Annotated in this window: 9 protein-coding genes; 2 read left to right on the forward strand and 7 right to left on the reverse strand. The window is 29.2% G+C overall.

The genetic code is table 11. From position 1 onward, the window contains the following. Nucleotides 1-30: 30 nt before the first annotated feature. Entirely contained in the window at nucleotides 31-993 is a 963-nt protein-coding gene (locus tag A966_RS06740) for a Gfo/Idh/MocA family protein (protein ID WP_008723911.1), read from the reverse strand. A gap of 182 nt (nucleotides 994-1,175) precedes the next feature. On the opposite strand from A966_RS06740, the gene A966_RS06745 reads away from it, so the two are divergent. Continuing rightward, entirely contained in the window at nucleotides 1,176-2,837 is a 1,662-nt protein-coding gene (locus tag A966_RS06745; protein WP_008723915.1) for a formate--tetrahydrofolate ligase, read from the forward strand. A 73-nt stretch (nucleotides 2,838-2,910) separates the two neighbouring features. Here A966_RS06745 and A966_RS06750 read toward each other — a convergent pair whose 3' ends face one another. The 4 genes from A966_RS06750 to A966_RS06765 form a co-directional block, all read right to left on the reverse strand. Next, the gene (locus A966_RS06750) at nucleotides 2,911-5,763 is read right to left on the reverse strand and encodes a tetratricopeptide repeat protein (protein WP_008723917.1); all 2,853 of its coding nucleotides are present in this window, start codon (nucleotides 5,761-5,763) and stop codon (nucleotides 2,911-2,913) included. Between the two features lie 45 nt (nucleotides 5,764-5,808). Continuing rightward, entirely contained in the window at nucleotides 5,809-6,231 is a 423-nt protein-coding gene (locus tag A966_RS06755; RefSeq protein WP_008723919.1) for a hypothetical protein, read from the reverse strand. A gap of 468 nt (nucleotides 6,232-6,699) precedes the next feature. Next, the gene (locus A966_RS06760; RefSeq protein WP_008723921.1) at nucleotides 6,700-8,367 is read right to left on the reverse strand and encodes a carbon starvation CstA family protein; all 1,668 of its coding nucleotides are present in this window, start codon (nucleotides 8,365-8,367) and stop codon (nucleotides 6,700-6,702) included. 31 nt (nucleotides 8,368-8,398) lie between these two features. Further along, a complete protein-coding gene (locus tag A966_RS06765; RefSeq protein ID WP_008723923.1) occupies nucleotides 8,399-8,923 on the reverse strand; it encodes a hypothetical protein in 525 nt (174 codons plus the stop codon). A 673-nt stretch (nucleotides 8,924-9,596) separates the two neighbouring features. On the opposite strand from A966_RS06765, the gene A966_RS06770 reads away from it, so the two are divergent. Then, nucleotides 9,597-11,102: a sulfatase-like hydrolase/transferase gene (locus tag A966_RS06770; protein WP_008723926.1), complete on the forward strand. Its 1,506-nt coding sequence runs from the start codon at nucleotides 9,597-9,599 to the stop codon at nucleotides 11,100-11,102. Nucleotides 11,103-11,416: 314 nt separating this feature from the next. On the opposite strand, the gene rdgB is transcribed toward A966_RS06770, so the two are convergent. Together rdgB and A966_RS06780 are read right to left on the reverse strand one after the other, a co-directional pair. Then, nucleotides 11,417-12,010, reverse strand: coding sequence for an RdgB/HAM1 family non-canonical purine NTP pyrophosphatase (gene rdgB, locus A966_RS06775; protein WP_008723928.1), 594 nt, complete (start codon nucleotides 12,008-12,010; stop codon nucleotides 11,417-11,419). 21 nt (nucleotides 12,011-12,031) lie between these two features. Beyond that, on the reverse strand, nucleotides 12,032-12,502 hold the full coding sequence (locus tag A966_RS06780; RefSeq protein ID WP_008723931.1) for a GyrI-like domain-containing protein: 471 nt from the start codon (nucleotides 12,500-12,502) through the stop codon (nucleotides 12,032-12,034). Nucleotides 12,503-12,669: the final 167 nt, after the last annotated feature.

A 12,669-nucleotide genomic window follows, 5' to 3' on the forward strand; every position in this document is an offset into this window, starting at 1 on the left:
GCAATTATTTTTTATTAAGATTAAAATTTATTACCAAGTTTTTTTAATTTCTTTTAGAATGTTTTCTGTTAATTTTATAGTATTAACATCATTTTCAATAGATACGAATCTTTTATCTTTTCCTAGTATGCAGTTGGCAAAATGTTCATCTTCTAATTTAAGAGGATTATCTCTATGTATAAATACTCTTTCTATTATAGATTCCTGCTTATAATTAATACCAACTGATGTTTTTATATTACTTTGACTTGCTGCCTGTCTATGTATAGTTATATCCTGAGTGGCATAATCCAATAAGAAATATGCTTCTTCTGTACTAATGGCTAAAGTTCTTATTTTTTCTTGAGTTACTCTGCTTGCACTTATAGTTGCTATAGTTGAATCTTCAAACTCTAATAATGCACTTGCAATATCTTCATTTTTTGTTCTGATTCTTTTTCCGCTTGCTGAAAATTTTATTACAGGTTTTTTCACCAAAGAAGTTACTATATCTAAATCATGAATCATTATATCAAATACAACCCCTACATCGGCAATACGAGGTGTAAAAGGTGCTAATCTTCTAGCTTCTATTAAATAAGGTTTTTCTATTATATGATGAAGTTCCTGTACGGCACCATTAAATCTTTCAACATGCCCAACTTGAAATATAACATTTTTTTGTTTTACAATTTCTTCTAATTCTAAAGCCTGAGTATAAGTTTCTGTCATTGGTTTTTCTACTAATACATGTTTTCCTTTTTCTAAAGCTTTTTTCGCTATTTCAAAATGATATATTGTAGGGCTTGCTATTATAACAGCATCAGCATTATCTATTGCTTCATCTATACTATTAAATTTCCTTATATTAAATTTTTTTGATATTTCGTTTAAATGATTTTCATCAGCATCATATATACCTGATAAATTTATTTGATTTATTTGACTTACAACATTTAAATGGAATTGTCCCATTCTTCCTACACCTATAAGGCTTATATTTACTTTATCCATTGGTAATCCTTTTTTAAATAAATTTTATTTCCTGTAAATATTGAAAACTTTTAAAGATTATAATAATAATTTGACAAAATTCAATAATATTTTTTTATTTTATAAAAATTTATAACTATCAAATATTTTAAAATTATAGTATATTTTGAATGCATATAAAAAATTGTTTAATTGGAGTATATATGAAAACAGACATAGAAATAGCTCAAGAGTGTAAATTAGAAAGAATAGAAAAAATAGCTGAAAAGCTAAAACTATCAGATGATGATTATGAGGTATACGGAAAATATAAGGCAAAGATAGAATTATCATTATTAAATAAATTAAAAGATAAAAATGATGGAAAATTAGTTTTAGTAACTGCAATAACTCCGACACCGGCAGGTGAGGGAAAATCAACCGTTACAATAGGACTTACTCAGGGATTAAATAAAATAGGAGAGAATGCTGTTGCTGCTTTAAGAGAGCCTTCTCTCGGACCTGTATTTGGTATAAAAGGAGGTGCATGCGGAGGAGGGTATTCTCAAATTGTACCTATGGAAGATATTAATTTGCATTTTAACGGAGATTTTCATGCTATAAGCAGTGCCCATAATTTAATATCTGCCTGCATTGATAATCATATTAAGCAGGGAAATGAATTAAAAATAGATCTTAATAAGATAGTATTTAAAAGAGTTTTGGATATGAATGACAGAGCATTAAGAGATATAGTTATAGGTCTTGGAGGAAGTGAGAACGGATTTGTAAGGCAGTCATCATTTCAAATTACTGTATCTTCTGAAGTTATGGCTATACTTTGCTTATCAAATTCATTAATGGATTTAAAAGAGAGAATAGGAAATATTATATTTGCTTATGATATAAATGATAATCCTTTGAGAGTAAAAGATTTAAAAATAGAAGGTGCTGCATGTACATTGCTTAAAGATGCCATAAAACCTAATTTAGTTCAGACACTAGAGAATACGCCTGTTATAGTTCATGGAGGCCCTTTTGCTAATATTGCTCATGGATGTAATTCTATACTTGCAACAAAAATGGCTTTAAAATTATCTGATTATACTATTACAGAGGCGGGCTTTGCTGCGGATTTAGGAGCTGAAAAATTCCTTGATATAAAATGCCGTGCGGCTGGTTTAAAGCCTAATTGTATAGTATTAGTTGCCACTATAAGGGCATTAAAACATCATGGCGGAGCTTCTGATATTAATAAAGAAGATTTAGATGCTTTAAATAAAGGTTTTGAGAATTTGGATAAACATATTGAGAATATGCATAAATATAATATTCCTGTGGTAGTTGCTGTTAATAAATTTGTTTCTGATACAGATAAAGAGATAGAATGCATAACAAAACATTGCGAGAGTATAGGAGTTGATATTTCATTATGCGAAGTTTGGGCTAAAGGAGGAGAAGGGGCAATAGATTTATCTCATAAAGTTTTGAAAGCGGCTTCTAAGGAATCAAATTATAAACCTTTATATGAATTGGATAAGAGTATAAAAGAAAAAATAGAAACTATATGTAAAGAAATATATTCGGCAGGTGATGTTAAATTTTCTAATAAGGCTTTAAAGATGATGAATAGGATAGAAGATATGGGATTTGGAAATCTTCCAATATGTATATCAAAAACTCAAAAATCAATATCTGATAATCCTGCTTTATTGAATGCTCCTAAAGGCTATACATTAAATATTGATGAGATAAAACTTGCATCAGGGGCGGGATTTATCATTGCTATGGCTGGAGGTATTATAGACATGCCGGGACTTCCTAAGATACCTGCTGCATGCAATATAGATATAGATGAAAATGGTAAGATAAAAGGTTTATTTTAATATAAATAATTATTAGAATATAAAAAAAAGAGCCGTAATTTCATGGCTCTTTTTTATTAATTTTATTTAATTTTTAATTTGGTAATACTGTGTTATCTGTACCAGCAGTATCATTATCTGAGGTATTTTCAGTGTTATCAGTATTTGCTGTATCTCCTACAGCCGCATCATTTGCAGTGTTATCAGTATTTGCTGTATCTCCTGCAGCTGTATCATCTGTAACAGTATCACTAGCCATATTTCCTGTATCATCTGTAACAGTATCATTTGCTGTATCTTCTGCAGCTGTGTTATCTGTAACGGTTGTATCTTCTGCAGGTTCCGGTTCAGGCGGTGGCGGAGGCAGTTTAAGGTTATCAATATCTTCTACTCTTATATTTAAATCCATTCTTCTAATTACAGTTTTAGCAATTTCTGCTTCTACAGGTTCCCCTAAATAATCAAGCAAAGTTATTTCAGGATCTTCATTTCTGTACTGTTTCATTTCTAGTACATATCCTTCGGCATCTCTTGCCACAGTAGTTTTATTTCTTCCATCATTTACTATATCTATAGTAACACCATCGGCTCTTATATCATTGACTGTTGTTCTGCCGTCTGTATAGGTTTTTGTAGTTGAGGTACTTCCATCTGCTTCTGTTGTTGTTGTTTCCGTATTTCCTAGAGTATCTTTTATTACTACAGTGCTTGAACCATTAGGTCTGACTGTTGTAGTTATACTGCTTGAATCTGCTGCTATAATTTCAGTTACGGTGCTTGAATCACTATTAATAGTAGTAGTTTCTTTTGATCCGTCTTGTTTAATTATTCTTTTTATAGTAGTACCGTCAGGCATTTTTATTTCGCTTGTAGTATCTTCTGCAACAGTATCAGTTATTACTGTACCGTCAACTTTTTTAGTTACAACAGTAAATGAACCGTCATCATTATAAGTTTTTGTTATAATACTTCCGTCATCAGCTTTAACATTGTATGAGAATGTGCCGGCTCCTGCTCCTGTAGAGTTTCTTTCTTCAACTCTTCCATCAGGATAAACTATTTTTAAATTGCTTGTTCCGTTAGTATCTACTGTTGTAGTTCCTATGCTTCCGTCTATGTAATTGGCAACTACTACATAACTTCCGTCAGGATTCTCTGTTTTTACTATAACAGCTCCGTCAACCCTTTTAGTTTCAGTTGTAATATTGCCTAGATTATCTTCTGTTCTTTTTACCTCTGTACCGTCTAAACTTCTTGTATAGAAGAATGCTCCGTTATTATCTTTATAATTTGTTGTTATAGAACCGTCGGATCTTTCCACTACAAATGCTTTGTTGCTGTCTAAAGTTTTTCTATTTATAAATGAACCGTCCGGATATAAAGTATATTCAAAAGTATCGCCGGCAGAAGTTTTTGTATTGACAGATTTTGAATTATCTGCCATATATGTTTCTAATCTTTTGTCTCCATTTTCAAATACTGTTTCTATTTCTCTTTTTCCGTAAGGGTATATTGTATCTGAAATTTCATAATTATTAGAATACATTTTTGTCTTTTCTATTTTTCCATTTTCATAAATTATTCTAACACCATTAGGATATATAGTTTCTCTTTCATAATCAAAATTAGGGAATATAGTTTCTGTTGTTATGCTTCCGTCATTATTTGTATTCACTCTATGATTATTAGTAAAAGGGATAAATTTAATTGATGTATCATTACTTCTTATAAGTGAGATAACTCTTTCTAAAGATTCTTTCTGATAATAATCATTTCCTACATTAGTTAAAAATATTTCATAAGATATAGCCGCATTAGTTATTTCGCCAAGTGCTAAAAAAGTATGTCCCATATTGAGATATGCACTGTAATATAAAGCCCAAGTATTATAAGCGTCTACTGAAGCTATATTCGTTTTTATTTCTACCATATTTCCATTAGTATCCATAACATTAGTCATTATAACTATATTTGTTACTATAAATGGATTTTCTTCTGTTATTACATAAGTAGAACCTGTAACTGTTGAATTGGTAGACATAGAAACAGTGTTTGAATCTCCTGCTGCTGCTTCATTAGTAACATTATCAGGAGGGAGTGCAGTTTCTGATACTGAAGGATTTACTACTTCTAAATTAAAATTAGCATTTGCTTCAAATATTACAGTTGTATTTGTAAATTCATAATTATTTGTATATGTATTTGTTATAACTACATTTGTAAATAATGGAAGTTTTGTAAATGTGCTGTCCAATGTATTTTTAATGTTTTCATTTGCTGCATTAAGATTATTTATGGCATCAGATATTGCATTGGTATCAGATGATAAATTTGTTGCTGATGTGTTTGTAGTTATAGCAGTGGCAGTTATATTAGTTGATATAAATTCATTTGTTAATGATTCATTTGAAGTTATTGATATATTAGTAGCAGATTCATTAGAAGCAGTATTATTAACATCAAATATAAATATTGTGTTTGTTACTACATTTTGTGAAACTGTATAATTAGTCAATACCTCATGATTTAATTTAGTTATATATGGTGAATGAAGTCTTTCTATGGATCTATTATACCAAAGCAAAGCATCTTCATAATTTTTTAACTGATAGTATGAGTTTGCTATATTATTGCAATATGAATATGAATCATTTATATCAAAAGCCAATTTATAATAATTTATAGCATTTTCATATTGTTTATCTTGGAAATAGCATGCTCCTATATAATAATAAAGCATATCATTTGTTGATAATGGTCTTCTTTTCAAATATAAAAGAAATGCCTCTCTTGCAAAATTATATTTTTTTTGGAAGAAAAGTTTTTCTGCATTATAAAATTCTCTGTCAATATTTCTTTCATCGTTTGGAGCGGCATTCTGTGCCAACAGTATAGATGATAATGATATTAAAATAGATATTATAATTATTGAAAGAATTTTTTTCATAATAATATGATCCTCTTTATTTTCTAAGGATAATATTTAAAACTATCAATTTTTTATATAGTCAAAATAATGATTAAATAGCGAATATAATATATATTCACTGTATCCTCTTACCTTTTTATCTTTATCCAAAACATCATTTAAAAATTCAAAAGTTTGTTCATTTGGATTTTCTATATAGTAAATCCTTTCTTTAGATATTGAATTGCTTTCGTTTTTTATCATTTTTATAATAGAAAGTTCTTTTAATCTGTCTTTTTTATCCTCTCTGCTTGCTTGATATGAGAACAGACGCTTTACTAAATTTTCAAATACTATTTTATTGTACATAACAGCTCTTCTCACATCAGTATCAACGCCGCCGTCATAATTATTAATTTCACTGTCAAATATTGCTATAGATATTGCAGACCTAATATCAGCAAATACAGCTTTCTCTTCTTTTAGTTTAAATTTCTTATTAGACATAATATCAGAAAATATTCACCTTTGTTTAAAATATGAGTCTTATACTATATCGACAAAGTAAGAAATTTAATTAGATTAAAAAATTGATTTATATTAGACTTGTTTCAAAACTCAAATTTTTAATATTTATAGTTTTTTAATTTAATATTTTTTGATTATAGTTGGGGCTTTGCTGCGAAGCACACAGTCGTGCCCCGCTCTGCGTGCTTCGCAAAACCCCCACTTCTTTTGTTGGCACATACGAAGTACGCCTTCGGCGAGAAGCAAAAAGACTGCATATTTATATATTAAAATAATAATTTATAAAACATGTAAAACATTATTTTATAAATTATAAAATTACGAAATTTTCATATATAATCTTGTCAAGTAGTTTTGAAACAAGTCTATTATAGTGTTAATATACTTAATAAAAAACCCCTTCCATAATTATTTTATGAAAGGGGAAAACTATATAATTAAATAAGATTATTTATTTTTAATAGGATCATTAGGATTAGAAGCTGTTTCTTTAGATAATCCGCGAGCCCATTGACCTGTAATGAATAGTTCTATAACAGCTAATATTATCATAACAGCGGCTATAGCAGCTAATACATAACCGTCGAAAGTAGCTTTCATAACATTAGTATAAACAACTAAGCATAGAGCTGAAAGAGTAACAGCAAACATGAATACTAGAGGAATAATATTTTCCCAAGAATTTCTTTTTTGTCTGTTTTTTATCCAAGCAGCAACAGCAAGCAATGATAAACCAGCTAATAATTGGTTAGCACTTCCGAATATAGGCCAAATTCTAGCATAACCGTAAAGAGTAAATCCTAAAGAAACTAATACTGTAATACCAGTAGCTATATAAGGATTAGTTAAGAAAGTTTTATGTACTCTTCCATCAGCAGCAGTATATTCGCCTAATTCTTGTATTAAGTATCTTCCTATACGAGTAGCACTGTCTAAAGAAGTTAAAGCAAAAGAAGCAAATGCTAAAGTAACGAAAGTTTTACCCATACTTAGAGGAACTCCGAAAGAAGTCATAAAAGTAGCAACACCAGTAGCAAATCTAGCAGCAGGAGTACCTTCGCCATTACCAGCAACAGCAGAAACACTCATTAAAGCAACTATAGCAACTATACCTTCAATAAGCATAGCACCATATCCTACTAATTTTGCATCTTTTTCACTGTTAAGCTGTTTAGCACTAGTACCAGAGCTAACAAGAGCATGGAATCCTGATATTGCACCGCATGCAACGGTAATGAACAGTATAGGGAATAAGTAGTTGCCTTCGCTAGGCATAAAGCTAGTAAATGCTGGAGTTACAACAGCAGGTCTCATTATTACCAAACCAATAACTCCTCCTACTACCATAGCATATAGCAAGAATGAAGATAAGTAGTCTCTAGGCTGTAATAATATCCAAACAGGCATTAAAGAAGCTAATATTATGTAAATAATTAATATTATTTGCCAATGTATTTTTTGTAAAGCTAAAAATGGGAATTTATCAGAAATGAAAATGATAGCGGCTAATAATACAACACCAACTATTGTAGAAACAGCAACGCCGGCACCTCTTCTGTATACTAAGAAACCAAATAATAAAGCTAAAACAATGAAAAGCATACTGGCAGTACCAGCAGCAGCAGATTCTCTAGCATTATCAACATTTACCGCAAAAGTACCGGCAGTAATGTCTAAGAAAGCAGCTACTACCAAACAAATAGTAATAAATGCATAGAGAGTAAACATTATTTTACCTTTTTGGCTTACATTATGTCTTATAACTTCTCCAATAGATTTACCTTCATGTCTTAAAGAGGCAACTAATGAACCATAATCATGAACTCCGCCAAAGAATACACATCCGAATATAATCCATAAGTATACAGGAAGCCAACCAAACATAGTAGCAATAATCGGACCTGTAATAGGACCTGCTCCAGCTATAGATGAGAAATGGTGTCCTAATAATACTTTAGCATCTGTAGGAACATAATCTTTACCATCATTAAGAGTATGTGCAGGTGTTTTTTTACCAGGGTCTATTCCCCATTTTTTTGCTAAATATGAGCCATAAGTTATGTAAGCTACAAAAAATATGACCATACCTAACAATAGAAGAATGAAAGCATTCATTATATATCTCCTTATATTTTTTTATAACCTCCTAAAAATCTGAAAGAAGAAGTTTTAACTCTTTCTTTCTCATTTTAGGTAAGTATACATTTTTATCAGTCATAGACACTATAGCATACTGTGTCTCTGACCAGCCGTGAAATAAAAGTTTGTAATTAACTTTATAAAAGAATTTTTTAGCCATCTTTTCCCATTCTTTTTCTAATGGGCTTTCTGTTACTATAATTCCTGTTATAACACTTCTTTTATGAAATTTATTAGGGTTTGAAAGTATAGGTGTTAATCTTATAAGCATTTCCTGAAAATTCTCTATATCTTCTTTTTTTAATTCTTTAACAAATCTCAAAAGCATATGCTCAAATACAGAATAACCTTCATAAACTGTAGATTTTGTTATGAATGACTTAAAAAAATCATTTCTATGAAAAGCATAGAGGTCAAAGTATTCATTTTCTTTGGTAATTTCATATTCTAAGTCGAAATGTCTCATCAATTTTTCTGAAATATTGAATATGTATTTTTTTACATTTTCATTATCTATGTGAAGTTTTGCCATGTCTTTTCTCCATGGTATATAGTATATAAAGTTTTTTTTTATTGTCAAGTTTATATACATACTAAATAGTAATTATTTTTATTTAATATTATTTTTTTATTGGCTTTTGTATATGGGTATTATTTGTATGATATATGTAAAATAACAATACCAAAAATATACTTTAGATAAATAAATATATTAAATTTACTTTATATACTAAATATTAATATAATATTTTTTATTCTTTGATTATATTAGACTTGTTTCAAAACTACTTGACAAGATTGAGTATAAAATTATTTAATTTTAAAATTACATACATGGTGTTTTACATGTCGTATAATTTATTATTTTAGTATATAAATATGCAGTCTTTCACCTGCCAACACTTGCAAAAGGCACGTTTCTTGATGTGGACTTTGTCGGCATGCACAGCGAGACGTACTTCGTATGTGTAACCACCGAGTAGGTACCTTGATCATGGCACACAGAGCCTCGGCAAAAGAAGTGGAGTGTTACTAAGTAGCACGGCTGTGTACTTCGTAGGGCTAGTACACACAAAATTATAAAAAATTAGTTTTGAAACAAGTCTAATATAAAAAGTAAATTTATTGTTATAACATTGATATATGTTATAATTTCTGTAATATCATTTATAGCTGTAAAAATAATATTTAGTAAGGAATAATTTATGAAAAAGCAAATAATTTTTATTATGACAGATACTACAAGAAAAGATATGCTTGGCTGCTATGGAAACAAAAAAATGATAACTCCTAATTTAGATAAGTTAGCAGAAAACGGCATAAAATATGAAAATGCTTATACATGTCAGCCTGTATGTGGACCTGCCAGATCTGCCATATTTACAGGTACTTTTCCTCATACTAATGGAATGGTTACCAACTGTGTTTCTTTAAGGGAAGGAGTAAAAAGTATAGGGCAAATATTAACTTCTAATAATATACATTGTGGATATATAGGCAAATGGCATCTTGATGGAGGAGATTATTTCGGATATGGTGTTTGTCCTGATGGATGGGATAAAAATTATTGGTATGATATGAAAAATTATCTTGATGAACTAAGCGAAGAAGACAGAGTAAAATCCAGACAGTCTGAAACCTCATACAATGATGATATGAAAGAAGATTTCACTTATGCACATAGATGTTCTGAGAGAGCTTTAAAATTTTTAGATGAGTATAAAGATGAGGATTTTCTTTTGGTAGTATCTTATGATGAACCGCATGGACCTTGTTTATGTCCGGCACCTTATAATACAATGTATGAGGGATTTAAATTTGATGATGACACAGTTTTTAATGATAATTTAGAGAATAAGCCTTTTATGCAAAGATTATGGGCTGGAGAGGCTTTGCATCAAAAAGCCGATGAAATAAATAAGCCTTCTAAACAATTAGCTTTATTCTTAGGATGTAATTCTTTTGCAGATTATGAAATAGGGAGAGTTATTGATAAGGTAAATGAAATAGCTTCTGATGCTATGATTATATTTACATCCGATCATGGAGACATGCTTGGTGCTCATAAACTTCAAATGAAAAATGCATGTGCTTATAAAGAAATAGCCAATATACCTCTTATAATTAAATATAAGGAAAAGGGAAAAACAGTATCATATCCTGCTTCTCATATAGATTTAGCACCTACTATACTAGATTATATGAATGTTAAAATACCTAAAGCATTTGAAGGAAAGAGTATGTTAAAGCAAATTGAAGACTCTAATGTGAGGATAAATGATGAGGTATTTTTAGAGTTTACAAGATATGAAGTTGATCATGATGGTTTCGGAGGACTTCAAATGATGAGGGCGGTTGTTGATGACAGATATAAACTTGTTATTAATTTATTGGATAGTGATGAGTTTTATGATTTAGAGAAAGATCCTTATGAAGTTAATAATCTTATAAATGATGAAAACTATAAAGAGGTTAGAAACAAATTACATGATAAACTTTTGGATAATATGAACAGAACAAGAGATTTATACAGAGGATATCAGTGGGCTGCAAGATCTTGGAGAAAAGATAAAGTGCCTAATTGGAATAATGACGGATATACAAGGCAGAGAGAAAATGAAGAAAATGAACCTCGTCAGCTTGATTATGATACAGGGCTTCCTATGATTAATGCGGTTAGAAAAAAAATATTAAATGACGAAAAAAAATAAATATATTATTTTTAATTGGGTATATATAATATGTTATATGCCCAATTTAAATAAATATTTATTTAAAAACAAAGCATCAGTAGAAAGCAGAATATTTTATAGTAAACATCTGTTTATTGATATTCATTAATAGAAAACAGTTTTGAAATATGATACGAAACATTTTAAAGAAAATAAATTTTATATAATTATTATCTATATATATAATAGAATTAAAAATAATGCAAAATATTTTTGATCATACTTTTAATATTTATATATATTATTTGCTTTTATCATGTTTTCAAAATTATCTTCATATTAATAATTATAAACTAATAGTGATAAATACCGGACAAAATATTTTTCATTTTATTCATAGCTAATGATCTATGACTCATGGAATTTTTTTCTTCAAGGCTCATTTCAGCATAAGTAATATTATATCCGTCAGGCTGAAATATAGGGTCATATCCAAAACCTTCAAAACCTCTTGGATTTTCTATTATCTTTCCATTAACTCTGCCTTCAACTGCTATATAATAATTATCATCTAATACGCATACAGCAGAAGTAACAAAATATGCAGTTTTATCTTTTTTATCTTTTAATTCATCTAAAAGCATCTGCATTTTTTCTTTATATCCTAAACTCTCTCCTCCGTATCTTGCAGAATATATCCCAGGTTTTCCTCCTAAAGCATTGACACAAAGTCCGGAATCATCTGCTAAAGATGGAAGCTTAGTATGATAGTATACCGCTTTAGCCTTTATAAGAGAGTTTTCTATAAATGTATTTCCGTCTTCTATTATTTCACCTATATCAGAGGGCATTGATAATATTTCTTTTATTACACTTCCTTTAAATATAGATTCTATTTCTTTTAATTTATGTTTATTTGATGTTGCTATTACTAATTTATCAAGCATATTAATATCCTTAAAATAATTCTAATTTTTAATTTTAAAAAATAAATAAAAATCTTTGCTGTTAGGTATATAGTATTCCATTACATTTCCAACTATTATATATCCATTTTTAGGAGCATAATCCTCTACTATCTTTGTAAATATTTTGCTGTAATTTTCTATATTGCATTTTACTTTTATGAACTTGCCGCCTTTAATATTCCATTTTATCCAGTCTTCAGGCACGGAAGAATTTTCTTTTACTTCTACTCCTGCCATATATTTACCCATTTCACCCCAAGGAGCAAAAGTCTCATCAACATCATTCATGATTCCCCATATACCCGCCAAATTATTATTTTCATCAACTTTTACTAAATTTATAATTTCTTTAATATTTTTATTAAAATTCTGCCAAAGAGGAAGAACCCACTGAGAATGTTTTTCACTTTCGCCCTCAGCTACTTTACCAATTACTTCAAAATCTTTTTTTTCTAGTATTTCTATTTCCATGGATATATTTCTCCTGCTTATATTAGCAAATATAATAACATATTTTTGTAAAATGAACACATGATTTTATATATGCATTTTAAATAAATTGCTAATATGATACCAGATTATGCATTGTACTTTTTAATTAATAAATGAGTTTAAAATACGGATTAAAATTATTAAAT

Source organism: Brachyspira hampsonii 30446 (genome assembly GCF_000316195.1).
Taxonomy (GTDB): Bacteria; Spirochaetota; Brachyspiria; order Brachyspirales; family Brachyspiraceae; genus Brachyspira; species Brachyspira hampsonii_C.

Bases quoted from the DNA above. Each gene is read 5' to 3' on its own strand.
- A966_RS06740 (WP_008723911.1), bottom strand. From the start codon at position 993: ATGGATAAAGTAAATATAAGCCTTATAGGTGTAGGAAGAATGGGACAA.
- A966_RS06745 (WP_008723915.1), top strand. From the start codon at position 1,176: ATGAAAACAGACATAGAAATAGCTCAAGAGTGTAAATTAGAAAGAATA.
- A966_RS06750 (WP_008723917.1), bottom strand. From the start codon at position 5,763: ATGAAAAAAATTCTTTCAATAATTATAATATCTATTTTAATATCATTA.
- A966_RS06755 (WP_008723919.1), bottom strand. From the start codon at position 6,231: ATGTCTAATAAGAAATTTAAACTAAAAGAAGAGAAAGCTGTATTTGCT.
- A966_RS06760 (WP_008723921.1), bottom strand. From the start codon at position 8,367: ATGAATGCTTTCATTCTTCTATTGTTAGGTATGGTCATATTTTTTGTA.
- A966_RS06765 (WP_008723923.1), bottom strand. From the start codon at position 8,923: ATGGCAAAACTTCACATAGATAATGAAAATGTAAAAAAATACATATTC.
- A966_RS06770 (WP_008723926.1), top strand. From the start codon at position 9,597: ATGAAAAAGCAAATAATTTTTATTATGACAGATACTACAAGAAAAGAT.
- rdgB (WP_008723928.1), bottom strand. From the start codon at position 12,010: ATGCTTGATAAATTAGTAATAGCAACATCAAATAAACATAAATTAAAA.
- A966_RS06780 (WP_008723931.1), bottom strand. From the start codon at position 12,502: ATGGAAATAGAAATACTAGAAAAAAAAGATTTTGAAGTAATTGGTAAA.